Genomic DNA, 26,609 nt, shown 5'->3' on the forward strand with positions numbered 1-26,609 from the left:
AGAAATGCAGTTAGGGAATTATACTTAATTTTAAGTAGCGGTTAAAACCTGACTCTTTAGCCTTTATTTAATTCCTGAAAACACTTCGGGATCCAAACCTTTACCAAATTGACGTAAGCCATTCATAGCTTGTTTCATGGTTATAGGAATAAACTCGCAATCTGTAGTTAGCATATAGCGCACCTCACCGGCGTCCATCTTAGGAGCATCAGGAATATAAATAGATCGAAAATTTGGTTGACTTTTATCTGTGATAAACGCAATACAATACGCATTGTCTTCTTTCAATAAAATTGGTTCCCAGAATCCTTGATCTTTAAAATCATTTTCGTCTATAAATTTATATTTCATCATCTGAAATGATGGAAAATGATAAAACAATGTAGTTTCGAACGTGTTACTCCATTGCTTTAAAAACCCATTTACAATTAAGTAACCACTAAAAAAACTGACGAGAGCAATTAAAAAACAACTTACAAAAACAACAGCTGCCGGACCTAATAACGATGTCAGGTTAAACATATGCGTTAATTTATGTCCGAGTGGCATTAGGATACTTAACGCCTTACCAAATAAAATGAACAAAATTAGTATAGGAACAACTACAAATAATGTCCCTGTCATGATATATCTAAACAGTAATCTATAACTCTTCACAGTAACGTATTTTAAAACTATTATGAATTCCGAAGATAGCAATAATAAAAACTTAAAATTTCATCAGAATCTCATTACACTTAAAACAATTATATATACTATGCAATATCTAGCATAAACTGCCATTTAATTAATGCTTAGCGTATAACAACTCATGCATTCAACTAGAAATCAATACTATCAACGTTTTAATCTCATTTTGTATTCCAAAAATTCGTAATTTAAATGCATAATCAATTATAACCTGAAAAATATTATGAAAGTATTAAAGAATGTATTTATTTTATTGGTAGTGTGCACCATGTCTTTTGCTGTAAATGGGCAAAGTAAAAAGGATAAAAAAATAATTAAAGAATCTGACGAAGCTGTAAAAACACTTTTAGAAGTTAACCCTGAATTGAGAGATTTTTTTGATAATTCTGCGGGTTGCGTAATTTTTCCAAATGTTGGTAAAGGTGGATTTATTGTTGGTGGAGCTTCCGGAAATGGTGTATTATATCAATACGGACACAAAAAAGGAATGGCTGGTTTAAAAGAACTCAGCGTAGGTATTCAAGCTGGTGGGCAGGCATTAATTGAAGTTATCTTTTTTGAGCAATTGGAAGATGTTGAAAAATTTAAAGAAGGCAAGTTTGAATTCGATGCAGGTATTTCTGCAGTAGCCCTAAAAAAAGGGGAAAGCTTAGATGCTAAATATAAAGATGGCGTAGCTGTATTTACACATTCTAAAGCTGGACTAATGGCTGAAGCTTCTGTTGGAGGACAGAAATTTAGTTACAAAGCATTTAAATAGTAAAAAAACATTGTTCATAAAAAAAGGCTTCGAATGTATACATTCGAAGCCTTTTTTAAATTGGCACTATTTATATTTAAGTCCGTTCTTTACGCTTCGCCATAATCTTTTGGAAGCTCGACGGTGTTAATCCTGTTATTTTTTTAAACTGTCCAGACAAATGGGCCACGCTACTGTATTGCAATCTGTGAGCAATTTCAGTAAGCGTTAATCTATCGTTGCTTGCCATTAAATCTTTAGCGTAATCTATTTTTTTTAAGATTACAAAATTCTCGATTGAAGAATAAGTAACCTCAGAAAACACACTAGACAAATAGCTGTACGTATAATTTAGTTTTTTTGAAAGTAAAGTAGATGTATTGTAGGCTTTATTTTCGTTAGAATTATATACCATTTCCGAAACAAGATCTTTAATACGCTGTACTAAAACATCTTTTTCATCTTGAATAATTTCTACGCCATAATACGCTAAACCCTCAATAAGCGCTTTTTTCTTTTCTTCTTTTAAATCTGAAGCCAATTCAATTTCTCCGATTCCATTTAATTTATACGGAATGTTTAAGGCTTCTAATTGCGTCTCTAAAATACGCTTACAAACTATAGGATAATCGAATTTAACGAATACTTTCATAAAACACTTTTAAGTTAATCTCTAGCAAAATACGAATAACTTAATCATCTTTTAAAATATTCTTATTTTCTGATATGTTAGATTCTGGAATGGCATTAAAAAATTCGGAATCCTCTAGATTTGACGTTGGCCCAAAGCCAGCTAAGAATGTTCCTTTAGATTCTGAAGAGGTTTCTATAACATATAAAATAGACATGTCCGATGGATTGCTCATACCTTCGTAACGGTGCTCTGCTACAATTTTCACAGACTCTGGCTTAAAGGTTTCTTTGGTCTCCAAGTCGACTAGCTTAGCATCTACAACTTGGTAATTTGCAGTATACCCTTTGTCTTGATATTGTTTTATATAATCGCTTTCGTGCTTGGCAAATTCGTTTGAAATATTCATGATGTTTTATTTTTGTGGTTTATAATTTTATTAAGAAAAAAGGGTGCATTCTTTAGAACACACCCTATTATATATCTAGAAAGTAATTTTCTTTTTACTAATCTACGGCGTCTTCAACGTCGTCTGCAACATCTTCAATTCCATCTCCAACGTCGTCTGCGACGTCTTCAATTTTATCACCTGCAGATTTCTGATCTCTACAACTTGTAAAAGTTGATAATGAGGCTGTCATCGCTATAGCGAATACTAAAATATAAGCTGATTTTTTCATTGTTATTGGTTTTTTATGATTAATAATTATTTTATTGGGTTTCTTCCTGTAAATAGAGAAATCACGAATAAAACTAAAAATACAAAGAATAATATTTTTGCAATTCCGGCAGCTCCTGCTGCTATTCCACCAAATCCTAAGATTCCGGCGATGATTGCTAAAATTATAAAAGTTACTGTCCAACGTAGCATAATGTTCGGTTTTAAATGGTTAATATTATATAAGAAATAACGCTTTAATTATTTCCTTACTGTAAAGGTATGGGATACATAAAAGACCGTTTAGCTGTATCAAATCTAAACTTAACCCAAAAAGAATATTGCTATTTTACATGGCATCTTCAAGCCCAAGTTCCTCGTCCTGCGCTTCGTTTTCATTACTTAACAACACGTGAGTAGCTATCGGATACCGATTTAAATGATAATCGTGAGGCTTGTTAAGAAACTCTAAAGCGTGTAATGTATCTAGTTCTGGATTTAACCAGTCCTGATGATAATTCTGACTTAATATAGCGGGTTGGTATTTAGAAATTGAATTCGATTTTTCTTTTCGATCTTTAGTCGTAATTATTGAAAAGGTAAAAAAACCGTCCTCTAACTGATTGTAAATTCCTGCAACACAAAAAGGATTGTTTTCGGAATGACTAACTAGAAACGGAGTCACTTCTCCTTCTGTATTACTAAAATCGATAAAGCCCGTAATTGGAATTAAACATCGTTTAAGATTACTATTTCTTTTAAACTCTAAATGTTTTATTATGGTTTCTTTTCTAATATTTAAAGTATTGTGTTCGTATTGGTAAGGTTTCCAATCTCCTTCAAAATGATCTGGCAACATACCCCAAATAGCAAATTTTAATTGATTTCTATCTTCCGAAGTTAAAATAGGCAGTACACTTTCTGAAGTACCATCAATCATTTGTTTAGGTTTATATATATGAGGAAATTTAAATGTTGCAGCTAGTGTATTCTCTATAGACACACGATTTGCAATATTTGATATTTTGTAAAACATAATTGTTCTCTTTTTAAAATTATAAAACGAACAGAAGCGGATTTTTTAATAAAATCACAAATGTTTATTAGAGCTTATTAAATCGTTTTTAATTCTCATCCTATTACCTTTTATAGCCGTTTTCCATGAGTTGCGGTATCTTCCTTACCGTATTTTTCCTTATAAATTCTTAGAATAAGCAAAAACAAACTGATAAGTAGAGGTCCAAACACAAGTCCAATAAATCCGAACAGCGGCACACCAATTAACACTCCAAAAAGAGTTATTAGTGGATGAACATCGTCAAGACGTTTTAAAATAAATAAACGCAATAAATTATCTGTAGAACTTATTACAATTAAACCATAGGCTAATATTCCCCAGGCTTGAGCTGTCTCTCCACTACTATAGGTTAATATAAAAACGGGTAATGTTCCTAATAATGTTCCTATAAACGGAATCATAGAACCAATAAATACAATAACAGCCCAGAAAAACGGATCTTGAATATTAAAAATTAAAAATCCTATTAAGGCTACTATACCTTGCGCAAAGGCTACTAATGGAATTCCAATGGCGTTAGATTTTACCATGGCCAAACTATCGCGGCCTATAACTCGTAAATTATCATTACTTATAGGAATATAATCTAACATTGCTTTTTGTAGCGCTTTTCTATTACTAAGCATGTAATACAACATAAAGTACATTAAAGCAATGGCGATAAATATATTAAATGTGCTTCCTAAAAAATCTGGTACGTTTTCTGAAAGCCAACCAGAAATTGAAGATGCATCTAATTTAGACGTAAATTCATATCCTATTTTTTGCTCCCAGACTTGCACCTGTTCTTTAATAGATTTCATAAAACCTTCAGACTTAGATAGAGCATTTTCTACACGACTTCCTAATAGTAATGCCGTTGCAGAAATTGGAATCAATATTCCTATAAAAGACACTATCAATAATACAATGGCGGCTAAAGAAGGTTTCCAACCTTTAGATTTCACTAAATAACGCATTGGTCTTTGAAGCAATACAAAGAATGTAATTGCCCCTAAAACTCCCGATAAATATGGAATTAATTCAACAATAATTATAATTCCAAAAAAACAAATAAGTATCAATACAAATATTTGTCTAATTATACTTGGCGCAATTCTTTTTCGCATATCCATTTTATTATTTTCCTAGTTTAGTGATGTGTTAGCTTCTTAAAGCTTCTATCAATTCTTTTTTAGTCATTTTAGAACGCCCACTAATTTCTAATTCTTTAGCCTGTTCGTACAATTCAGATTTGGTTCTTTCTTCATAAGTACTTGCAGATCCACCACGCTTTCCTGCGTTTTCGGTATTTGCAATTCTAGCAGACTTCTCTTTACTGTATCCTTTATCACGTAAGGCATCATATTGCGCTTCATTCTTAATTCTTGGTCTATCTTCCATTACGTTTTGTTTAAAATTATAATTCAAATATCGTGAGATAGCATTGAAGTCATTAATTCTAAAACTTTAATTTTTAGCTGAAACACCTTTCCCATTTTATTCTAATAAGAATTAAAAACACGAATATTTAAAACCTTGAAAAACACGCTTTAATTTACTAAAACATCAATTAGCGATTGCGTTAAAAATTAAAGTAAAGCAGATCGTTTATCCCTTAAATTTCGAATACTTTTACATCAGTATTAATCATTAAAACATAAGATTATGAACCAAGATCAAATGGAAGGAAAATGGAAACAAATAAAAGGTCAATTTAAACAAAAGTACGGTGAACTTACCGACGACGACCTAACATACTCTGAAGGACAATTCGACGAAATGGTTGGAAAACTTCAGGAAAAGACAGGAAAAACCAAAGAAGAACTTCAAGACGAAATCAATAATTGGTAAAATTTTTGTTAGTTAATTTTTGAAAGGGAAGCCTCGCTGAAATAGTATTTCAAGCGGGGCTTTTAACTTTTAAAACCGTTAATTACTTTGTTTATCAGATTTTATTCTGGCGTGTTTAGTAGGTGCAATATCTATAGTGTAGTGCTTGGCAAATACCCAGGTAAATTGGGCTCCGAAAAATAAGATTAAGCAAGAATAAGACACCCAAAGCAATATTAAAACTACAGTTCCTGCTGCACCGTAGGTAGACCCAGGATCTGCTTTTGTAAAATAATAGCCGAGCAAAGACTGACCAATGACAAATAATAATGCAGTTAAAAATCCGCCAGACCAAACACTTTTCCATGGTATTTTTGCATTTGGTAAATATTTAAACATTAAAGAAAAAAGTACAGATATTATAACTAACGACAAAATTAAATCTATACCATAAGCGGTATACAATACTATATCTGGAAATACTTGCTGTATATAATTATTTAAGATAGAAATACTAGTAGATACCATAAGACTCACTAATAATAAAAATCCAACAACAAGAATAAAAGCAAACCCTCGGGCACGACTTATTAAAATGTGTTTAACTGGAGAACCTGGAATCATTTCGATATCCCAAACATCGTTTAGTGATATTTGTAATTGATAGAATACTCCTGTGGCACCAAAAAGTAAGGTTCCAATACCTACGATTGTAGACCATAAATTTCGATCGGAATTCTGAGTTTCAACAATCATGGTTTGTATAGAACTAGCAGCATCACTCCCCAAGGCATCAGATATTTGCTGGGTTAATTCTCCTTGCACAATCTCGGTGCCCCAAATAGAACCAATTACATTTATTATAATAACCAAAAGTCCAGGAAGTGATAATATGGCATAATAGGCTATAATAGCACTTAACCTCCAAGGATCACTTTCTAACCATCTTTTAAATGCTTCATTAATTAAATAAGGGAAATCTTTAAGTTTAAATTTATTTTCAAAATCATGAGCCATATATAAATCTAATGCTTTAGTATGCTATAATAACAAATATTTCAGAAAAATGTGAACTCTAATGCATCAAAAGAAATCTGAATTAAATTTTAACAAAATTTTACGATTTGAGCACATCTAAATTGCATTTAAGTCAAAGCAATTAAATCATATCTTTTACTTTTGTTATATTAAACAATTCGCAACGGCATGGCATATATATTTTTTATTTAGTTAGCCTTGTCTGAATTACACATTAAGTTAACCTATAAATTTACAGGAAATGGAACTACAATTTGAATATGTGAACATTCCTAAAAATAATTATTTTGAATACTTAGCAGAAGAACATTTAAATCCTTTAGCTAAAAAATTCCCAATTGTTATTGAAGCCAAAGTGCTTTTTAAAGTCGAAAACACATCAGTTAATATAGACAATGTTTGTCTAATAAATTTAAAAACAAAAGAGTCGAGCATAGTTGTAGAAGCGCATGAAACATCTATAGAACAAGCTATACACAAAACCTCGAAATCTTTAGAAAACGAATTACAGAATACGTATAAAAATAATTAAGCTTATACAGTCTATACACGATTTTTTATTACATTGAAGGCTTAATAATACCTTTTTAAAGTTTAAGAAATCGCTATAAAGATTTTAAATTTCACCCCATATAGTCAGCAAGAATGAAGTATGAATACTACAGAAAATAAATTAATTACCAATTCCAATATTGCATCACATATAAATTCTAATACATTTTTTGTAGATGCTTTAGGCCCAAAAACACATTGGCCACAAAATTTAATTTTCGCGTTAAATACAATGCTTCAAAATCCGCAACCGCAATTCTTGTGCTGGGGAGAAGATTTGTTGTTTTTCTACAACCAAGCATTTTCAGACCTTTTTATACCTGAAAGTCAATCGTACAATAACTTAGGAGCTCCTTTTAAAACTATAGATACTAAAGTATTGGATACATGTATTCAACCTCTAGAAGACACTTTTAAAACGGGTGAACCAACGCGTATAGAACAGATTGAATTAAAAAAAGAAGGTCAGAACAAAACCTATTGGTCTTTTTGTATTTCAACTTTACTAGCCGACGAAAACAACACCCAAGGTGTAATAGTGTATTGTATAGATGACACCGAAAAAATTAAAGCAAATAAGAAGGTAAATAAACTGACGTCGCGCTTTACAAATATTGTTAGACAAGCACCCATTGGTGTATTAATTGTGTCTTCGAAAACCAAAACGGTCGAAACTGTTAACAGGAAATACAAACAATTATTTAGCGACAATTGTAGTGTACATCTTGGCGATAATCTAGCACAAGTATTACCAAATACAACTTTTGAGATACATTCGGAAATTTTAAAGACTATGGAAACGGGTAAAAGTTTTCAGAGAACAGAAATTCCTATTCAAATTACTAAACAAGATCAAACCAATACACATTATTACAACTTTTTAGGAGAAGCTATTCTCGACGAAAACGAAGCAATCTCTGGAGTTATATTAGCGACAACCGAGGTTACAGATTCTTTTGTGGCCAAACAGCTCCTTTTAGAAAGTGAAAATAAATTTAGAAATGTAATCGAGCAAAGTCCAATTCCGATTTCGGTATTTCACGGCCCTAAACATGTTATTAAGATTGCAAACGACACCATGTTAAATGATGTCTGGAGGAAAAGTCACGAAGATTGTTACGACAATGAATTACTAAATGTGTTCCCTGAATTAAAAAATCAGAAATTCCCTAAACTTTTAGACGGCGTATACAGCTCCGGACAATCGTATTCAGAAAAAGAAGCTTTAGCGACTATAACAGGAAGAGATGGCTCTCGCGACTTTTATTTTGATTTAGACTACTCTCCTATTTTTGAACCAGACCATTCGGTTTCAGGAATTATTGTAACTGCCGTAGATGTTACTGAAAAAGTAATGTCGAGAATGAAAATTGAAAAAACCGAAACGCGCTTAAGAATTGCAACAGAAGCTGCAGAATTAGCAACTTGGGAACTCGATATAAAAACAAAAGATTTATCGTACAGTAAACGTCTATCTCAAATTCTAGGATTTCCTGAAGACGTTATATTAAGTAAAGAATTTATAAGAAGTAGAACGTTAAAAGAAGATTTAGAAAACATTCTACTCCCTGCGTTCGATACCGCTTTAAAAACAGGAACATATTTTTATGAAGTTCGTACCCGAAGAAAGGACGAATCTATAATTTGGATTCGTACACACGGTAAAGTGTTTTTCGACGACGATGGAGTACCAGTAAAACTCTTTGGAACGCTTAGAGAAATAACTGCCGAAAAACGCTACGAACTAAAATTAAAAGATAACGAACAGAAGTTTAGACTTTTGGCCGATTCTATGCCTCAGAAAATTTGGACTGCCAACACAGAGGGTATCCTAGATTATTACAACCAAACGGTTTACGACTATACAGGACACACACCAGAAACATTAAATCCGTCTAACTGGCTAACTATAGTACACCCCGACGACAGAGATGAAAACTATTTCCTTTGGAAACGATCTATAGAAACTGGTGAAGATTTTATAATGGAACACCGCTTTATAAGACACGACGGACAATACAGATGGCAGTTAAGTCGTGCCATTCCACAACGTGACGACAAAGGTAAAATACAACGTTGGGTAGGTACAAGTACCGATATTCAAGATCAGAAAATGTTTTTACAAGAATTAGAACGTCAAGTTAAAGATCGTACAAAACTCTTGGGAGAAGCCAACGTAAAATTAGAATCATCGGTAGAAGAGTTACAACGTATGAACGAAGAGTTACAATCTTTCGCCTATATATCGAGTCACGATTTACAAGAACCGTTACGTAAAATTCAAATTTTTTCTTCTCGTATTTTAGACCTTGAAAAAGATAATTTATCAGATACCGGAACAGATTATTTTAACCGTATGCAAAATGCGGCACACAGAATGCAAGTTCTAATTAAAGACTTATTAGCATACTCTAGAACCAATACGTCTACCCGTTCATTTGAAAAAACAGATTTAAATGAGGTCTTGGCCGAGGTTAAAATTGATTTGAAGGAATTAATAAACGAACATAATGTAACGATAGAAGTAGGCGATTTATGTACGGCTTACATTATACCTTTTCAGTTTATTCAACTCATGAATAACTTAATTAATAATTCTATAAAATTTGCTCAAAAGGATATTGATCCAGTTATAAAAATTTATAGTGTTATAGACAAAGGCTCTACTTTTAAACGCGAACAATTAAATCCAGATACTGAATATTGCCATATTAAAATAAGCGATAACGGTATTGGTTTTGACCCTCAATACAGCGAGCAAATTTTCGATATTTTTGAACGTTTACATACAAGAACAACCTACGAAGGCACAGGTATAGGACTTGCAATAGTTAAGAAAATTGTAGAAAATCACGACGGCTTTATTTATGCCGATGGTGAAATAAATAAGGGCGTTACATTTAATATTTACATCCCTATTGACCTTACTGTTAAATAGGTCTTTTTTTTTAGTAATTGAATTAAAATAAGTTGTAAATTTAGTACCGTAATTTTACCCAATTTTAATTAACAAGAATTAATTTAAAGTTATTTATAACAATTGCAATATCAAGTTATTGTTATAAATACTCACTGATTGTATGAACCTACAAAAATTAAAAGTTGCATTAGTAGACGACGATGAAGATGATCGTTTTCTATTTAAAGAGGCAATGGATCAAATTCATATAAAGACTGAATTGTCCATGTTCGAAAACGGTCAGAAATTTATGGATTTCTTGCTCGGACCAAATTCTGTATTACCTCAGGTTGTTTTTTTAGATTTAAATATGCCTGTAAAAAACGGTTTAGAGTGCTTACAAGAAATACGAACTACAGAGCACCTTAAGGAATTATCTGTAGCAATTTATTCTACATCATCATCTGAAGTAGATATTGACGAAACCTTTATAAATGGGGCCAATATTTACATTAATAAACCTAACGATTTTTCCAAATTAAAATCTGTTATAGAAAAAGTACTTCAAATTAATTGGCAGTATAGTACGTCTAATCTAAATAAAGAAAATTTTATAATGCGCTTATAGTTTTAGCGTAACTTAGATTTTTAAAGCCTTAAAGAAGCTCAAAATGTTAATATGTGTTAACGTTTTGAGCTTTTTTCATTTCCTCAACCCAAACATAAGCAACTCAAAAACAAACACTTAAACTCAAAATCCCAAAATTATATAACACAATCTAAAAATTCTGTAACACGTACCCCTTTCCTTTTCCCGAATTTTGACATATCAATAACCAAAAAACTATATCTATATATGAAACCAACATCTAATCAAAATGCTCGAGTAGGAAAAATTAGAAAACCGTCTCATTCTAAATTTACAAACATTGAAAGTATGCTAAATAGAATAGATAATTCTACTCGAATTGTTGCAGCATTCAAGACACAATAAAATTGATAGTATTCAAGTAACCAGCGAAAAAAATCAATAACCAATTTAAACTCAATCTAGAATCTTATGAAAACGTTATATATAAAATCAACATCTGCCCGTAAAATGATTAATGATCTTCAAAATCACCTTGGAGGAACTATATCTGCACAAAATCATGAATATATATTAGACATAGATAATGATTTAGCTTACGGTACAATTAGTGGAATTAGTGTTAAGAAAAGCATAACTTATATTGCTTTCGACATTGAATTTAAAAAAGACCTTAAATTGGTAAATACCATATTAAAATCGTCTCCAATATATTTTACATATTGTTCTGAGGGTCATGTAGAGCACAGTTTTTCTCTTGAAGGTAAAACAAACACTCTAGAAGCTTTTCAAACAGCTATTTTAAGAAGTGCTGAATCTATTAATAATGTGTATCACTTTAAAAAAGATATGCCATTTAAGTTCTCTACAGTGGTTGTAAGTACAGATGAGGTTTCTATAAAACATAACGATTTAAATTCTAAATTAAACGAGATATTCTCTACGACTGACACCAACACTAATTTCTCATATTTTGGATCTTACAACCTTAAAATATCTGAAAAAATTAAACAATTAGAAGCAATACACCAACAAGGTGTTGTAAGACATTTATTAATTGAAAGTACAGTACAGACTATTTTGGCTCTAGAGTTACAACAACATACAGACGATTTAGAATATGCTAGCAATCAGTTTGGATCGTTAAACAAAGAAGAAATGGAAACGATTAAAGAGTTATCTCAATTCATCTCTAACTATCCTGAAAAGCAATATACGTTAAAGTATTTAAGCTCTAAATCTGGATTAACACCTTCAAAATTACAAGAAGGATTTAAATTATTTCACGACAGAACTGTAACCGATTTTATTAGAAATGTACGTGTTGAAACGGCAGAAAACCTAATAAAAACTACGGATTTAAATATCTCTGAAATTGTGTATACTGTAGGACTAACTAGTAGAAGTTATTTTTCTAAAATCTTTAAAGAAAAATATAATTGCAGTCCAAAACAATATCAGGACAACCAAAATTCGTTAGCTGCAACAGCATAACTTATATATATAAATAAATCGCCCATATAATTCTTTATATGGGCGATTTTACGTTTATAAATATCACTTATAGACAAGAAGAATTATCAAACATAAAAAAGCGGTCATCTAATTCTAGATGACCGCTTTTGTTTATATAAAACTGAGGTGTTATTTCTAACTATTCATAGAAATTAAAAACTCCTCGTTGTTTCTAGTTTGCTTAAATCTGTCGTTAATAAATTCCATAGCTTCTACGGGATTCATATCGGCTAGGTATTTACGCATAATCCACATACGTTGTATAGTCGTTTCGTCTAATAAAATATCGTCACGACGCGTACTCGATGAAATTAAATCGATAGCAGGGAAAATTCTACGGTTAGCAATACGTCTGTCTAATTGCAGTTCCATGTTACCTGTTCCTTTAAATTCTTCGAAAATAACTTCGTCCATTTTAGAACCTGTATCTGTAAGTGCTGTAGCAATAATAGATAACGACCCTCCGTTTTCAATGTTACGTGCAGCTCCAAAGAAACGTTTTGGTTTGTGTAATGCATTGGCATCTACACCACCACTTAATATTTTACCAGATGCAGGTTGCACCGTATTATAAGCACGTGCTAAACGTGTAATCGAGTCTAATAAAATCACCACATCATGACCACATTCTACCAAACGTTTTGCTTTTTCTAAAACAATGTTAGCAATCTTTACGTGTTCGTGTGCTTCTTTATCAAACGTAGATGCTACAACTTCACCACGCACGTTACGTTGCATATCTGTAACCTCTTCTGGACGCTCATCAATTAATAAAATAATTTGATAAACTTCGGGGTGATTCGCAGCAATAGCATTCGCGATGTCTTTTAATAACATAGTTTTACCTGTTTTAGGTTGCGATACAATCATACCACGTTGTCCTTTACCAATTGGGCAAAATAAATCCATGATACGTGTAGAAATTGTACTCTGCTTTTCAGCTAAAATAAATTTCTCTTGTGGAAATAATGGTGTTAAGTGTTCAAAAGATACACGGTCTCTAACTACGTTAGGGTTCTGACCGTTAATTTTACTTACTTTAATTAAAGGGAAATATTTTTCGCCTTCTTTTGGTGGTCTTACTTGCCCCAACACAGTATCTCCTGTTTTTAATCCGAATAAACGAATTTGAGATTGAGACACATAAATATCATCTGGAGATGATAAATAGTTATAATCAGACGATCTTAAAAAACCGTAACCGTCTTGCATAATATCTAAAACACCTTCACTTTCTATAATCGCATCGAACTCATATTCTGGTTCTCTATAACGGTTTCTAGTGTCTTTGTTTCCGTTGTTAGAAGGATGCTGATTTCCGTTCGACTTATTATTTTGTCTTGGGTTAGGCCCATCTTTCTTTTGATTTGGATTTTCTCTCTTTGTACGATTAGGCTGATTTTCCTTTTTAGGAGCATTAGGCGTTTTTGCACCTTTGTCGTCTTTATTTGGAGTAGCCGATTTTTCGTCTTTATCTTGAGTTGACTTTGCAGCTGCAGGCCTTGGATTAGGCTTTCGTGCTGGTTGTCTTTTTGCAGGGGCTGCTTTTGGAGCCTCTTGAACTTCTGCTTTAGGTGTTGCTTCTGGAGCACCTTCGGCAGCTGGTTCTTTATCTTTATTTGTATTGGGTTTAACTGCCTTTGCTGGAACACGTTTTTTTACACGTTCGCGTTTAGGTTTAGCATCCTCTTTTTTAGGTGCTGAAACGGTATCGGCAGTATCTTTTATATCTGTTTTTACTTCTATAACAGCTTTAGGGTTAGCTGCTTGATGATCTAATACTTGATATACTAAATCGAGTTTTTTAAGAGTACGAAACTTAGGGATATTTAATTTTTTTGCAATTTCCTGTAACTCAGGAAGCTTCATTTCTTTTAATTGAGAGATTTCAAACATTGATGGTTCAATTGAATATTTGATTAGAATTTAAATATTGAATTATTCTGAAGAAAATTTGATCTTATTCTGAAGAATTAACAATCTAAAACAAAGAGTGTTGTACATTGTTATTGCAATTATACGACTTTTATTTTAATTTTTTATACTAATATTCTCAAAGAAACTGCTATTTTTGTGGTCTAGTTTATAAAAAACGAATGATACAACGCATACAATCTATTTACTTATTGTTAGCAGCTATAGTAAGCTGTGGTCTAATATTTGTGTTTAACTTATGGACAAATAATACAGGTGAATTAATTTATGCAACAGATAATATAATTAGCTTAGCCCTGTTTTTAGGTTCTGCCTTATTATCTTTAGTATCTATATTTATGTACTCAAATAGAAAGCTCCAATTTGTATTGGGCCGTCTAAACATCATATTAAACTTTTTTTTACTAGGATTTTTCGTGTATCAGTCTCTAAATTTATCTGGAGAAACTAACGTTTCTGAGAAAGGTATTGGGATGGTTCTTCCTATAATTTCTATCGTATTATTAGTGTTAGCTAATAAAGCCATTAAAAAGGATGAGGATCTTGTAAAATCTGTAGATCGATTACGTTAAACCTATTATCTTAGTAGTATTAGTGCGTGTAAAAAACCCGAAGGTTGTGCTTCGGGTTTTTATTTTTTAAACTCTACCACTTCCAAATCTTTTATATCTGCACCAGCAATAGTAAATCGTAACATGGTTCGTACTTTATGAAATCCGTGTGTTCCTATTGCTCCTGGATTCATATGCAATAAATTCAGTTTTTTGTCGGGCATCACTTTTAAGATATGCGAATGTCCGCAGATAAAAAGCTTCGGCGGATTGGCATAAATATCGTCTTTAACTCTCACATTATAACGATTGGGATAACCACCAATATGGGTAATCCATACATCGACACCTTCGCACATAAATCTATTATTCTCTGGAAATTCTTGTCTTACTTTAGCATCATCTATATTTCCATACACAGCACGTAAAGGTTTTAATGCCGCAATAGCATCAGTTACTTTTAAATCACCAATATCACCAGCGTGCCAAACCTCATCGGCTTGTTTTACGTATCTTAAAACATCATCATCAATATAGCTGTGTGTATCGGAAAGGAGAAGGATTTTTATCATTAAGAGAATATTGTGAGTTCAAACTAGTAAAACTAATTATCTTTGTGCTTCACAAACAAAAATACAATTATTCTTGAGATATTTTTTAGAACTTTCTTATAACGGAAAAGCCTATCACGGTTGGCAAAATCAGCCCAATGCCATTTCTGTACAAGAGGTTATTGAAAAGGCATTATCTACTATTTTAAAAGAGAAAATCTCCATTATGGGAGCCGGAAGGACCGATACTGGCGTGCATGCCAAGCAAATGTATGCGCACTTCGATTTTGATGGCGATTTTAACGACCACGAATTGCTTTACAAACTAAATTCTTTTTTACCAAAAGACGTGGCATTACATCGCATTTTCCCTGTTAAAGCAGATGCTCATACGCGCTTTCATGCCGAAAGCAGAACGTACTTATATCGTATTGCACTTCAGAAAAATGTATTTAATTTTGATGAAGCTTATTGGGTTAAACCCAAACTGAATATAAAAAACATGACGGAAGCTGCCAATATTCTATTAGAGTATAAAGATTTCCAAAGTTTTTCTAAAAGTAATACCGATGTAAAAACATACAATTGTAATATAATGGCGGTACATTTAGAAACTGTAGACAACGAATTACATTTTACCATTACAGCCGACCGTTTTTTAAGAAATATGGTTAGAGCCATTGTGGGCACATTAATAAATGTAGGATTAGGAAAATTAGAAGTCACCGATATTCATCGTATTATTTCATCTAAAAACCGTAGTGAAGCAGGCTATTCTGTACCAGCTCAAGGTTTGTATTTAACCCGTATTATTTACCCAGAATCGATAGTACTATAAATGGAAAATAAAAAACCAAACACCGTCAATTTCAGTTTATTTAAACGCCTTTTAGAGTATATAAAACCCTATAATCGAGTGTTTATCGGGGTGTTTATTGCCGTGATTTTACTAGCTATTTTCGGAGCAATAAGACCGTATATTTTACAACAGGCTATAGATAATAATATTGCAACACGAACACTAGAAGGTTTCTTACCTTATATTTTAATTATGGTTGCTCTCCTCGTTTTCGAGGTTATTTCTCAGCTTGTATTTATTTATTATTCGGGTTGGCTTGGACAAAGTGTGGTAAAAGATATTCGTGTAAAATTATTTAATCATATGCTCCATTTTAAAATGAAGTATTACGATAATTCTTCTGTTGGAGTGCTTATTACACGTTCGGTTACAGACATGGAACGTATTGCCGATATTTTTGGAGAAGGTTTATTTATGATTTTTAGAGATTCTCTTACTATGGTTGTCGTAGCAGGAGTTATGGTGTTTATAAACTGGAAATTAAGTATCATCGTATTTTTAATGCTACCGCTTGTATTATATGCAACTCGTGTGTTTCAGAAGTATATGAAAAAGGCTTTTGAAGAAGTGCGTACCGAAATTTCTAACTTAAATTCTTTTGTACAAGAACGTGTAACAGGAATGAAAATTCTTCAATTATTTACACGAGAAGATACCGAATACAAACACTTTAAAGCCATAAACGAACGTCATAAAAAAGGCTGGTTAAAAACGGTGTGGTACAACTCCATCTTCTTCCCTATCGCAGAACTATCTGGTTCTATAACTATTGGATTGGTTGCTTGGTATGGCGGACTAGATGCTGTAATGCGCAACACATCATCGCTTGGAGATTTAACAGCTTTTGTTATGATGATTCCTATGTTGTTTAGACCATTAAGACAGATTGCCGATAAGTTCAACACCTTTCAAATGGGAATGGTTGCGGCTACTAGAGTTTTTAAAGTGATTGATACGCAATCGCAAATCGATAATTCTGGGACGAAAATTGCAAGTCAGTTTAATGGCGATATTTCATTTAAAAATGTGCGCTTTAGCTACATTCAAGACGAAGTGGTTTTAAAAGATATTTCTTTTGAAGTAAAAGCGGGACAAACTGTTGCTATTGTTGGTGCTACTGGAGCTGGAAAATCGACAATCATCAACTTATTAAATCGTTTTTACGAAATAGACAAAGGTGTAATTTCTGTAGATTCTACAAACATTAAAGCCTTTACATTAGCGTCTTTACGCGCTCAAATAGCTGTCGTGCTTCAAGATGTATTTTTGTTTGCCGACACTATTTTAAACAACATTACTTTAAATAATCCAGATATTACCGAGAATCAGGTTATTCAAGCTGCAAAAGATATTGGTGTTCACGATTTTATTTCGAGTTTGCCTAACGGATATCATTACAACGTAAAAGAACGCGGTGTTATGTTATCTTCGGGACAACGTCAGTTAATTTCATTTTTACGTGCGTATGTTACAAACCCAAGTATTTTAGTATTAGATGAAGCAACATCTTCTGTAGATTCTTATTCTGAACAACTCATACAAAATGCTACAGATAAAATTACAAAAGGCAGAACCTCTATAGTAATTGCACACCGTTTGGCAACTATTATTAAAGCGGATAAAATTATTGTGATGGATGCTGGAGAAATTGTAGAACTAGGTACACACGACGAGCTTCTTAAAAACGAAAATGGGTATTACAAAAACTTATACGAAGTCCAGTTTATGAAAGCACTTACGGCTTAAACTAAATCTTTTTTAATTAAAGAAGACAGTTCAGAAGTGGTTTCAAAAATAATAAACTCTCCGTTTTTAAAGTAAGAGATTTGTCCGGTTTCTTCACTAACCACAAGAGCTAAAGCATCGGTTTTCTCGCAAACACCATACGCTGCTCTGTGTCGTAACCCAAAACGTTGGGGTAAGTTTTTTTCGTTATTTACAGGTAAAATTACACGAGTTGCTTTTACAATATTATCGGCAATAATAATAGCACCATCGTGCAACGGACTATTCTTAAAGAAGATACTTTCAATAATAGGCTGCGTAACAGTAATATTCATCTCGTCTCCTGTTTGAGCTAAAAAATCAAGATTATTATTACGTTCAAAAACAATTAAAGCTCCGGTGTTGGTAGATGCCATTTTTATACATGCAGAAATTATAGCGTCCACATTTGTTCCATCGCTAGTTTCGGTTTGCAAAAATTTAAGCTGTTTAAATAGGTGTCTACTTTTACTGAAATTAGTAGATCCTATCATTAATAAAAACTTACGTAATTCTTGCTGAAACACCACAATTAAAGCAAACATACCAACGCTTATAAATCCGCCAAGAATATTACTTAGCAATTGCATGTGTAACGCTTCTGTAACTTTCCAGATAATGTAAATAATTACAATACCAATAAAAATATTAATGGCAACGGTGCCTTTTACTAATTTGTATACATAGTACAGCAATAAGGCAACTAAAAAGACATCGATAATATCGATTAATGTAAATTTTAAAAGGTCACTAAAGATTTCCAAAGGGTAGTTGTTTTGTGTAAATGTAACAATTTTAAGACTGAAATATAAATTCGTTGGTATTGATTAATACCGAACCATCTGAAATAGTTAAAAGCAAATCTTTAATATGCATATAGTCCTGAACGGTCAATTGATTATCTAAATTCAGAACAAATTTATGACGTTCGTCTGATGTAGATTTTAAATGCTTTACAAAAGCATCTATCGTGTAATTTTTACTTTTGAATTGGACTCCATTTTTATCTATATTTAATACTTCTGGCTGTTCTTCTAAATCCTTGATATAGTCTTCAGCATTAGTTTTTAAATGATAATTTACATTCGTAAACTCGATAAAACATAAACTTTTATGTTCTGGATTAAAAGCTGTAAAATAATTTTTAACTCCTTCTTTTTTATGAGATGCATCTCGCTTTTTATTTTGCAGCTCAATCAACACTGGAATGGCCTGCCTTAAAGACAAACGCTTATCTACATTTACCAACCAATTTGTTGTACTAATTAAATTTTGCTTATTTAACTCGACACTATCTTTTTCGTTAGTATTATAAAACACATAAGCTGGAGATACATCTAAAATATCCACAATTTTAGAATGCTGTATTTCTGGAAGTTTTAATTCCTTATCGAAGGAACAGGATAAACAACAAACCAATAATATTAATAAAAAAATCTGTTTCATAATTAGTGTTTTAAGGCATTTACAAGTGTAATACATTCCATAGCCTCTTTTACATCGTGTACTCTTAAAATTGAAGTGCCTTTTTGCAAACTTATGGTATTTATAACTGTAGTGCCATTTAAAGCATGTTTAGCCGATGTGTTTAACGTTTTATAAATCATAGATTTTCTAGACGCCCCAACAAGCATTGGTAAATCGGTAATCTTTAAAAGTTCGAGTGTGTTTAGCAATTCAAAATTCTGCTGAAGTGTTTTCGAAAATCCAAATCCAGGATCTACAACAATATCCATTATTCCATGTTGTCGTGCTAAAGCAATACGTTCAGAAAAATAAAAAAGCATCTCTTTTGGCAGATCATTATAATCTGTGTGTTGTTGCATGGTTTGTGGCGTGCCTCGCATATGCATCATAATGTAAGGCACCTTTAATGCGCCAACTGTTTCCAACATGTCTTCATCTAACAAACCTGCAGAAATATCGTTAATCATAGCTGCTCCAGCTTCAATACAAGCTTTAGCGATGGTGCTTCTAAAGGTATCTATAGATAAAATAAGTTCAGGAAAAGCATCTATTAATAATTCTACTACAGGTAAAATTCTAGATAGTTCTTCGGCTTCAGAAACGTGTTCGGCATCTGGTCGCGAACTATACGCACCAACATCTATAAACGTAGCACCTGCATTTAGCATGTGTTCTACCTGATTTATAATATCGGTTTCATTTTTATAGCTTCCGCCATCGTAAAAAGAATCTGGAGTAAGATTTAAAATCCCCATAACTTTGGGCGTAGAAATATCGATAAGTTGACCTTTACAGTTGATAGTTTTATTCAAAACAGATATAGAAATGCTTAAAGTTTGTTATTCCATTAAATTATGCGAAATTTACGGAAAATTCAATTCAATTTATGCAAGATACCTCAAAACAATACGACGCTGCAATAACAATATGTAGAAGTTTGTTTATCAATAAGATGAAAGATTATGGCTGCGCTTGGCGTATTTTAAGACTGCCATCATTAACCGATCAGATTTTTATAAAAGCGCAACGTATACGAGGATTACAAGAAAATGACGTTCATAAAGTTGATGAAGATGAAGTGTCTGAATTTATTGGTGTAATTAACTATTGCATTATGGCGTTAATTCAATTAGAAAAAGGTGTAGCCAATCAACCCGATTTAAGCACTATTGAAGCAACCGATTTATACGATGCAAAAATTGCACAAACCAAGCAGTTAATGTTAGATAAAAATCATGATTATGGTGAAGCTTGGCGCGATATGCGTGTAAGCTCGCTTACCGATTTAATTCTTCAGAAATTACTGCGTGTAAAACAAATTGAAGATAATAAAGGAAAAACCTTAGTGAGCGAAGGTATTGATGCCAACTACCAAGACATGATAAACTATTCGGTATTTGCTTTAATTCATTTAGACGCTAAATAACTAAATTTAATAAGTAGACCGTAAAGAATCTCCCCAAAATATATGAAAGCATTAGTAAGTTTTAGTCGCATTTTCGTTGGTGTATTATTCATCATTTCAGGATTAATTAAACTGAATGACCCAATTGGTTTTTCTTTTAAATTAGAAGAATACTTTAGCGCCGCTGTCCTTAACTTAACATTTTTAGAGCCTTATGCTTTAATTATTTCAATTTTAGTTGTGGTTTTCGAAGTATTACTAGGAATCTTTCTACTTATAGGCTACAAACCCAAATTTACGGTATGGAGTTTATTGCTCATGATTATCTTTTTCACGTTCCTTACCTTCTACTCTGCTTATTTTAATAAAGTTACCGACTGTGGTTGTTTTGGAGACGCCATTAAATTAACGCCGTGGGAATCTTTTTCTAAGGATATTGTCCTCTTGTTTTTCATCTTAATTTTATTTGCTGGAGTTCGTTATATAAAACCTGTGTTTAGCACATTTCAGACCACCGTATTAGCATTACTAGGTTTTATTGGTTGTCTAGGTTTTGGGTATCATGTATTAATGCACTTACCTACTGTAGATTTTAGACCTTATAAAGTGGGAGCAAATTTATGGGAGAACATGATTGTTCCCGACGACGCACCAAAAGCCGATATTGATTACATGTGGAAATTTAACGTAAACGGTAAAGAAGAGGTTATTACCACTAAAGGTTCCTATCCTACTGTAGAAGGCGACTTTATAAGTGTAGATACCGAAGTTATCGACCCTGGTTACGAAGCGCCAATTCACGATTTCTCGATAGAGCGTGATGGACAAGATTATACAGAAGATATTTTACACGACGACCATGTAGTGTTATTAATAGCATATAATTTAGAGAAATCTGAAAAATTAGGCTTACAAGCTATTAAAAATGTAGCCGATAAAGCAACCGAAAACGGTTATAGAGTTATTGGATTAACAGCTTCTGGTGAAGATATTCAAAATATATTAAAAGAAGAATACCATTTTAAATTCGACTTTTACTTCTCAGACGAAACAGCTTTAAAAACCATAGTTCGTTCTAATCCTGGTGTTTTAATTTTAAATCAGGGTACAGTAACACAAAAAGTACATTGGAACGATGTAGACGATTTAAATCTTATTAAAGTGAATTAAAAGATAGCTTGTGTTATACTATATCCTAAATAAATTATTTTACGCATTACTAACATTGTTTGGTGTAGTTACAGTTATCTTCTTTTTATTTAATGTATTACCTGGAGACCCAGCACAAATGATGCTTGGGCAAAATGAAGACAGTGAACAATTAGCAATAATTAAGCACAAATACGGTTTCGATAAACCTTTAAATGTACAGTTTGGTTACTATTTAAATGATTTATCGCCAATATCTTTTCATTCGTCTAGCCCAGAAGATTACACCTTTTTACGCGACGGAAAATATAATGCCCTTCCTCTATTCCAATTAGGACATACCCGCGTAGTTCTTAAAACACCATATTTACGAGAATCTTTTACTAAACAAGGTAAAAAGGTAAGTAGTGTTTTAGCAGAAACCTTACCAAACACCTTTATATTAGCTGTAACAGCTATAATAATTGCTATACTAATTGGAGTTATATTAGGGATTGTCTCGGCATTATACAAAGACACTTTTATCGACAAAAGCATTCAGTTTTTAAGCACAATAGGTATGAGCGTCCCTTCTTTTTTTAGCGCTATTTTATTTGCTTGGTTTTTTGGATATCTGTTGCACAACTATACCCATTTAGAAATGACGGGAAGCCTATACGAATTAGACGATTTTGGTGAAGCCATGCATATTAAATGGAAAAATTTAATCTTGCCTGCTATTGTTTTAGGAATTCGTCCACTCGCTGTAGTTATACAACTGATGAGAAACTCGTTATTAGAAGTATTCAATCAAGATTATATTAGAACAGCAAGAGCCAAAGGCTTAACCGAATTTCAAATCATAAAAAAACATGCTATTAAGAATGCCTTAAACCCTGTTGTAACAGCAATTTCGGGTTGGTTTGCATCTATGCTAGCAGGAGCTGTGTTTGTAGAATACGTTTTTGGTTGGAATGGCTTAGGAAAAGAAATAGTAAACGCTTTAAACACTTTAGATTTACCTGTTATTATGGGATCTGTGCTCGTAATTGCACTTTTATTCATAATAATCAATATTTTTGTAGATATAGTATATGCTTGGTTAGATCCAAAAGTAAAACTTCAATAAATTTTAAGACTAAAATAATTATGAGAAAGAACATCGTTGCAGGAAATTGGAAAATGAACAATGATTTAGCACAAACAGAAACGTTGCTAACAGCATTAAAAAACAAAACAATAACATCTGATGCAGAAGTTATGATAGCACCAACGTTTACGAACCTTTGGTCTGCTTATAATACATTAAAAGATAACGCTATTGAAGTGATTGCACAAAACATGCACTTTGCAGAAAATGGAGCATATACTGGTGAAGTTAGCGCGAGCATGTTAAAAAGTGTTGGTGTTAAAACAGTAATTCTGGGTCATAGCGAGCGTCGTGCTTATTTTAATGAGACTGACGAATTATTAGCTAAAAAAGTAGATGCTGCATTAGCTAGCGACATGCGTGTAATTTTTTGTTTTGGGGAAGAACTAGCCGATAGAAAATCTGAAAACCATGAAGCGGTTGTGGGTAGCCAAATTAAGAATGCATTGTTTCATTTAGAAGCAGATGCTTTTAAAAATATTGTTTTGGCTTACGAACCTGTTTGGGCTATTGGAACTGGAGAAACAGCTAGTCCTGAGCAAGCACAAGACATGCACGCTTTTATTAGAAAAACTCTAGCAGACACTTACGGTGCAGACGTTGCCGACAGTGTTTCTATTTTATACGGAGGAAGTGTAAAGCCAGGAAATGCACAAGAAATTTTCTCTAAGCCTGATGTAGATGGAGGGTTAATTGGTGGAGCTGCATTAAACGCAGACGATTTCTTTGCCATTGTAAATGCTTTTTAAATTTACAACAACATATATACAAAAAAGAGGCTGTCTTAAATTAAGACAGCCTCTTTTAATAGATAATAAAAAATGTTTTAAATACCTATTTCGACTTGAAAACGTAAATACCAACTATCGGTATCAATAGTATTATTCAAAGTAAAATCTGTTTTAGTTAATTCTGCTTGAAGTTTTAAACTGTGCTCCCAAATGTATTTGGTAATTCCTAAACTGTATTGATTTGTTTCTGGCATCACTAAAGCCACATCATTATTCGGTTTTTGGTTAGAGTAGCGCCCTATAATTTCATAATTATTTGGAAAAATATAACTGGCTTGCGCATCGAATCCTTCTCCTGCAACTACATAACGAAACTCACTACTATCTTCTGGGTTATAAGTAATAGGGTTATCTGCCATTCGTTTCATATAAGCAGTTTGGAACGCCCAACCATTATACTTTACAATGGCGTCAAACAACAGAGAAGTTAAATCGCGTTGTTCGAACAAATCTAAACCTAAAGTACCTCGTGTTCTACGCGCACCTTCATTATAATGATAGACTCCAGAAAGCATTAGTTTTGGAGTTGGTTCGCGAGCTATATCACCTTCAAAAAAAGTTCCATTATCAGTAAATGCTCCAAACGGATACAATTCTAAACGTGCTGTGTATGCCAATCCTGTTTCTGGTAATTTAGTCCAATTTCGACCTTCTCCAGTAGAAATCGCTGTTTTTATATTGTATGAGAAATTGTCTGGTCTTTCATTTAAATAATACACTTGCAAACCAAAATCACGATCAATATTAAAACTCGCATTATTAATAGTACGGTCTGTTAATTGTAACGCTCCAGACGAGTTTATACGCTGTCTGTTACCCGGTAATTTTGTTTGTCCGAATCCAATATTCCAATGTTCGTTCGGGCGGTAAAACACAACCGCATCTCTAATAATATTAATATTATCGCCATCTTCAATCACACCCACATCTCCGGGAGCAAAAGACAACTGCACAACATATACAAATTTAGGATCTCCTACATAGCCATCAAATTTTAAACGCATACGTCTAACCATGGCTTCTACACCGTTTTTATCGGTTTCAGACTCGAGGTACGTCGCACGATTTTGCATTCTAAAGCGAATATTTAACTTAAAAATACTGTCTGGCGAGGTTAAACCTACCCCTTTCCCGAAGGTATAATAAGGCAAGGCGGCCAGTTTAATATCATTGTCATTTTGTGCTTTAGCAGTAAAACCTATAGCAAGCAATACAAGGGCAACAATAATTTTGTTCATGACTGTTTAGTTTTAGGACAAATTTAACAGTATCTGTTTAATACTTAGTAAATTTGTAAAAAAAAATTACATGTCAGAAATATATATCGGTTACGACTTTAAAGTAGCACCATTACAACCAGGTGTAGAAATACTAATTGCAGAATTAGGTTATGCCGGATTTGAAAGTTTTGTTGAAACAGAAACTGGTGTTACGGCCTATATTCAGAAGGAAGAATGGAATGAAAACATTCTTGAAGATATACAAATTTTGGGTTCAGATGAGTTTGAAATTACCTATACGTATGAAGATATTGAACAAACCAATTGGAACGAAGAATGGGAAAAGAACTTTAATCCGATAGTTGTAGATGATGTGTGTGCCGTACGTGCTCCTTTTCATGACAAATTCGACACCAAATACGATATTATAATTGAACCAAAAATGAGTTTTGGAACTGGACATCATGAAACAACCCACATGATGATTCAGCATATCTTAAAAACAGATTTCGAAGGCAAATCGGTATTAGACATGGGATGCGGAACTGGAGTTTTAGCAATTCTTGCCGAGATGAGAGGTGCAACAACTTTAGATGCTATAGATATTGATAACTGGTGCTATTTAAATAGTATAGAAAATGTTGAACGTAACGCTTGTAAAAACATTACAGTTTACGAGGGTGACGCTAGCTTATTAGAAGGCAAAAGCTACGATATTATAATCGCTAATATTAATAGAAACATTTTATTAAATGATATTAAAACATATGCATCTTGTTTAAATAAAAACGGAGCTTTGTTTTTAAGTGGCTTTTATAACGACGACATCCCAACTATTGAAGCGGAATGCCATAAAAATATGTTAAAACTTAGCGAAAAAATAGAACGAAATAATTGGGTAGCTTTAAAATTTTTAAATTAGCAAAAAAGATTTAAAATGAGCACTAAGGAAGAGGTATTAGAAGAGGTTCTCGTTGAAACCAAAGAGAAGAAAGAAAATGAGATTGTGTTATACAATGATGAAGTAAACACCTTCGACCATGTTATAAACACACTTGTTTACGTATGCGAACATACTCCAGAACAAGCCGAGCAATGTTCAATAATTGTGCATTATAAAGGAAAATGTACTGTTAAAACTGGTCCGTATAAAGAATTAGAACCACGTTGTTCTAAATTATTAGAAGCTGGGTTAAGCGCAGAAATTGTTTAAAACCTACTGAATCACAAAACATTACACTGCGATTCGTTTTTAGACAAAAAATTGTATTCATTTTTATTAAAAATTAAACGCAAATAATTTGGTAGAATTCAATAAAGCTCATATATTTGCACCCACAAAAACGGCCTCGTGGCGCAACTGAATAGCGCACTTGATTACGGCTCAAGAGGTTACTGGTTTGAATCCAGTCGAGGTCACTACTGTTTATAAGGGTTTCAAGAAATTGAAGCCCTTTTTTTATTTCCATTTGCAGAAAATTTGCAGAAAAATCAATATTTAGCACTTAATTACCTTACTATTTCTTAGTTAATCAAAAAGAATCATTAATGAATTGTTTCTCTTTATTTAAAATAGTAGTATCAATT

At 32.7% G+C, this 26,609-nt stretch carries 31 protein-coding genes and 1 tRNA gene; 17 read left to right on the forward strand and 15 right to left on the reverse strand.

Going from position 1 to position 26,609, the window contains the following annotated elements:
• Positions 1 to 63 precede the first annotated feature (63 nt).
• Positions 64 to 657 (reverse strand): DUF502 domain-containing protein, encoded by a 594-nt coding sequence (locus BN863_RS13500; RefSeq protein ID WP_148304616.1) that lies wholly within the window; start codon positions 655 to 657, stop codon positions 64 to 66.
• Positions 658 to 913: 256 nt separating this feature from the next.
• Here BN863_RS13500 and BN863_RS13505 point away from each other — a divergent pair, with 256 nt between their 5' ends.
• Entirely contained in the window at positions 914 to 1,450 is a 537-nt protein-coding gene (locus tag BN863_RS13505) for a lipid-binding SYLF domain-containing protein (RefSeq protein ID WP_038531585.1), read from the forward strand.
• A 76-nt stretch (positions 1,451 to 1,526) separates the two neighbouring features.
• Here BN863_RS13505 and BN863_RS13510 read toward each other — a convergent pair whose 3' ends face one another.
• The 7 genes from BN863_RS13510 to BN863_RS13535 form a co-directional block, all read right to left on the reverse strand.
• Positions 1,527 to 2,081 (reverse strand): helix-turn-helix domain-containing protein, encoded by a 555-nt coding sequence (locus BN863_RS13510; RefSeq protein ID WP_038531588.1) that lies wholly within the window; start codon positions 2,079 to 2,081, stop codon positions 1,527 to 1,529.
• A gap of 40 nt (positions 2,082 to 2,121) precedes the next feature.
• On the reverse strand, positions 2,122 to 2,469 hold the full coding sequence (locus BN863_RS13515; protein WP_038531591.1) for a hypothetical protein: 348 nt from the start codon (positions 2,467 to 2,469) through the stop codon (positions 2,122 to 2,124).
• 97 nt (positions 2,470 to 2,566) lie between these two features.
• The gene (locus BN863_RS18610) at positions 2,567 to 2,740 is read right to left on the reverse strand and encodes a hypothetical protein (RefSeq protein WP_169740921.1); all 174 of its coding nucleotides are present in this window, start codon (positions 2,738 to 2,740) and stop codon (positions 2,567 to 2,569) included.
• 26 nt (positions 2,741 to 2,766) lie between these two features.
• Positions 2,767 to 2,931: a DUF1328 family protein gene (locus tag BN863_RS18320; protein ID WP_084817544.1), complete on the reverse strand. Its 165-nt coding sequence runs from the start codon at positions 2,929 to 2,931 to the stop codon at positions 2,767 to 2,769.
• A gap of 136 nt (positions 2,932 to 3,067) precedes the next feature.
• Positions 3,068 to 3,754, reverse strand: a complete 687-nt coding sequence (locus tag BN863_RS13525) for an SOS response-associated peptidase family protein (RefSeq protein WP_038531597.1) — start codon at positions 3,752 to 3,754, stop codon at positions 3,068 to 3,070.
• A gap of 110 nt (positions 3,755 to 3,864) precedes the next feature.
• Positions 3,865 to 4,905, reverse strand: coding sequence for an AI-2E family transporter (locus tag BN863_RS13530; RefSeq protein ID WP_038533654.1), 1,041 nt, complete (start codon positions 4,903 to 4,905; stop codon positions 3,865 to 3,867).
• Between the two features lie 34 nt (positions 4,906 to 4,939).
• The gene (locus BN863_RS13535; RefSeq protein WP_038531600.1) at positions 4,940 to 5,179 is read right to left on the reverse strand and encodes a DUF7218 family protein; all 240 of its coding nucleotides are present in this window, start codon (positions 5,177 to 5,179) and stop codon (positions 4,940 to 4,942) included.
• Between the two features lie 264 nt (positions 5,180 to 5,443).
• On the opposite strand from BN863_RS13535, the gene BN863_RS13540 reads away from it, so the two are divergent.
• Entirely contained in the window at positions 5,444 to 5,629 is a 186-nt protein-coding gene (locus BN863_RS13540) for a CsbD family protein (protein WP_038531602.1), read from the forward strand.
• Positions 5,630 to 5,707: 78 nt separating this feature from the next.
• Here the strand turns inward: BN863_RS13540 and BN863_RS13545 are convergent, their stop codons facing one another.
• Positions 5,708 to 6,625: a YihY/virulence factor BrkB family protein gene (locus tag BN863_RS13545; RefSeq protein ID WP_038531605.1), complete on the reverse strand. Its 918-nt coding sequence runs from the start codon at positions 6,623 to 6,625 to the stop codon at positions 5,708 to 5,710.
• Between the two features lie 262 nt (positions 6,626 to 6,887).
• Here BN863_RS13545 and BN863_RS13550 point away from each other — a divergent pair, with 262 nt between their 5' ends.
• The 5 genes from BN863_RS13550 to BN863_RS13565 all read left to right on the forward strand — a co-directional run bounded on the left by BN863_RS13550 (position 6,888) and on the right by BN863_RS13565 (position 12,180).
• Positions 6,888 to 7,178: an HPF/RaiA family ribosome-associated protein gene (locus BN863_RS13550; protein ID WP_038531608.1), complete on the forward strand. Its 291-nt coding sequence runs from the start codon at positions 6,888 to 6,890 to the stop codon at positions 7,176 to 7,178.
• Positions 7,179 to 7,298: 120 nt separating this feature from the next.
• On the forward strand, positions 7,299 to 10,136 hold the full coding sequence (locus tag BN863_RS13555; protein WP_051774823.1) for a PAS domain-containing sensor histidine kinase: 2,838 nt from the start codon (positions 7,299 to 7,301) through the stop codon (positions 10,134 to 10,136).
• A gap of 142 nt (positions 10,137 to 10,278) precedes the next feature.
• Entirely contained in the window at positions 10,279 to 10,725 is a 447-nt protein-coding gene (locus BN863_RS13560) for a response regulator (RefSeq protein WP_038531610.1), read from the forward strand.
• 228 nt (positions 10,726 to 10,953) lie between these two features.
• Positions 10,954 to 11,091, forward strand: coding sequence for a hypothetical protein (locus BN863_RS18490; protein ID WP_158409017.1), 138 nt, complete (start codon positions 10,954 to 10,956; stop codon positions 11,089 to 11,091).
• A gap of 66 nt (positions 11,092 to 11,157) precedes the next feature.
• Positions 11,158 to 12,180 (forward strand): helix-turn-helix domain-containing protein, encoded by a 1,023-nt coding sequence (locus tag BN863_RS13565; protein WP_038531613.1) that lies wholly within the window; start codon positions 11,158 to 11,160, stop codon positions 12,178 to 12,180.
• A gap of 156 nt (positions 12,181 to 12,336) precedes the next feature.
• On the opposite strand, the gene rho is transcribed toward BN863_RS13565, so the two are convergent.
• The gene (rho, locus tag BN863_RS13570; protein ID WP_038531616.1) at positions 12,337 to 14,097 is read right to left on the reverse strand and encodes a transcription termination factor Rho; all 1,761 of its coding nucleotides are present in this window, start codon (positions 14,095 to 14,097) and stop codon (positions 12,337 to 12,339) included.
• Between the two features lie 200 nt (positions 14,098 to 14,297).
• On the opposite strand from rho, the gene BN863_RS13575 reads away from it, so the two are divergent.
• The gene (locus tag BN863_RS13575; protein ID WP_038531620.1) at positions 14,298 to 14,708 is read left to right on the forward strand and encodes a DUF4293 domain-containing protein; all 411 of its coding nucleotides are present in this window, start codon (positions 14,298 to 14,300) and stop codon (positions 14,706 to 14,708) included.
• Positions 14,709 to 14,767: 59 nt separating this feature from the next.
• Here the strand turns inward: BN863_RS13575 and BN863_RS13580 are convergent, their stop codons facing one another.
• Positions 14,768 to 15,259 (reverse strand): metallophosphoesterase family protein, encoded by a 492-nt coding sequence (locus BN863_RS13580; RefSeq protein WP_038531623.1) that lies wholly within the window; start codon positions 15,257 to 15,259, stop codon positions 14,768 to 14,770.
• A gap of 73 nt (positions 15,260 to 15,332) precedes the next feature.
• Between BN863_RS13580 and truA the strand changes: the two genes are divergently transcribed.
• Positions 15,333 to 16,076, forward strand: coding sequence for a tRNA pseudouridine(38-40) synthase TruA (truA, locus tag BN863_RS13585; protein ID WP_038531625.1), 744 nt, complete (start codon positions 15,333 to 15,335; stop codon positions 16,074 to 16,076).
• Entirely contained in the window at positions 16,077 to 17,843 is a 1,767-nt protein-coding gene (locus BN863_RS13590) for an ABC transporter ATP-binding protein (protein WP_038531627.1), read from the forward strand.
• On the opposite strand, the gene BN863_RS13595 is transcribed toward BN863_RS13590, so the two are convergent.
• The 3 genes from BN863_RS13595 to folP are packed head-to-tail and all read right to left on the reverse strand — an operon-like array spanning position 17,840 to position 20,083.
• Positions 17,840 to 18,625: a diadenylate cyclase gene (locus BN863_RS13595; RefSeq protein ID WP_038531629.1), complete on the reverse strand. Its 786-nt coding sequence runs from the start codon at positions 18,623 to 18,625 to the stop codon at positions 17,840 to 17,842. The genes BN863_RS13590 and BN863_RS13595 overlap by 4 nt on opposite strands.
• A 31-nt stretch (positions 18,626 to 18,656) precedes the next feature.
• The gene (locus BN863_RS18105) at positions 18,657 to 19,307 is read right to left on the reverse strand and encodes a hypothetical protein (RefSeq protein ID WP_051774825.1); all 651 of its coding nucleotides are present in this window, start codon (positions 19,305 to 19,307) and stop codon (positions 18,657 to 18,659) included.
• Between the two features lie 2 nt (positions 19,308 to 19,309).
• Entirely contained in the window at positions 19,310 to 20,083 is a 774-nt protein-coding gene (gene folP / locus BN863_RS13605) for a dihydropteroate synthase (protein ID WP_051774970.1), read from the reverse strand.
• 131 nt (positions 20,084 to 20,214) lie between these two features.
• On the opposite strand from folP, the gene BN863_RS13610 reads away from it, so the two are divergent.
• Genes BN863_RS13610 through tpiA form a run of 4 tightly spaced genes read left to right on the forward strand, consistent with a single transcriptional unit; the run spans position 20,215 to position 23,760 of the window.
• Entirely contained in the window at positions 20,215 to 20,754 is a 540-nt protein-coding gene (locus BN863_RS13610) for a DUF1599 domain-containing protein (RefSeq protein WP_038531632.1), read from the forward strand.
• 42 nt (positions 20,755 to 20,796) lie between these two features.
• Positions 20,797 to 21,903: a BT_3928 family protein gene (locus BN863_RS13615; protein WP_038531634.1), complete on the forward strand. Its 1,107-nt coding sequence runs from the start codon at positions 20,797 to 20,799 to the stop codon at positions 21,901 to 21,903.
• A gap of 10 nt (positions 21,904 to 21,913) precedes the next feature.
• Positions 21,914 to 22,990: an ABC transporter permease gene (locus tag BN863_RS13620; RefSeq protein ID WP_038531636.1), complete on the forward strand. Its 1,077-nt coding sequence runs from the start codon at positions 21,914 to 21,916 to the stop codon at positions 22,988 to 22,990.
• 20 nt (positions 22,991 to 23,010) lie between these two features.
• A complete protein-coding gene (tpiA, locus tag BN863_RS13625) occupies positions 23,011 to 23,760 on the forward strand; it encodes a triose-phosphate isomerase (protein WP_038531638.1) in 750 nt (249 codons plus the stop codon).
• Between the two features lie 77 nt (positions 23,761 to 23,837).
• Here tpiA and BN863_RS13630 read toward each other — a convergent pair whose 3' ends face one another.
• Complete coding sequence (locus BN863_RS13630; RefSeq protein WP_038531642.1) at positions 23,838 to 25,040, reverse strand: porin; 1,203 nt, start codon at positions 25,038 to 25,040, stop codon at positions 23,838 to 23,840.
• 70 nt (positions 25,041 to 25,110) lie between these two features.
• Here BN863_RS13630 and prmA point away from each other — a divergent pair, with 70 nt between their 5' ends.
• The 3 genes from prmA to BN863_RS13645 all read left to right on the forward strand — a co-directional run bounded on the left by prmA (position 25,111) and on the right by BN863_RS13645 (position 26,441).
• Positions 25,111 to 25,944, forward strand: a complete 834-nt coding sequence (gene prmA / locus BN863_RS13635; protein ID WP_038531644.1) for a 50S ribosomal protein L11 methyltransferase — start codon at positions 25,111 to 25,113, stop codon at positions 25,942 to 25,944.
• A gap of 15 nt (positions 25,945 to 25,959) precedes the next feature.
• The gene (locus BN863_RS13640) at positions 25,960 to 26,235 is read left to right on the forward strand and encodes an ATP-dependent Clp protease adaptor ClpS (protein WP_038531646.1); all 276 of its coding nucleotides are present in this window, start codon (positions 25,960 to 25,962) and stop codon (positions 26,233 to 26,235) included.
• 132 nt (positions 26,236 to 26,367) lie between these two features.
• Positions 26,368 to 26,441, forward strand: a tRNA-Arg gene (locus BN863_RS13645).
• Positions 26,442 to 26,609: the final 168 nt, after the last annotated feature.

The sequence above is a fragment of the Formosa agariphila KMM 3901 genome (assembly GCF_000723205.1).
GTDB classification, from domain to species: Bacteria; Bacteroidota; Bacteroidia; order Flavobacteriales; family Flavobacteriaceae; genus Formosa; species Formosa agariphila.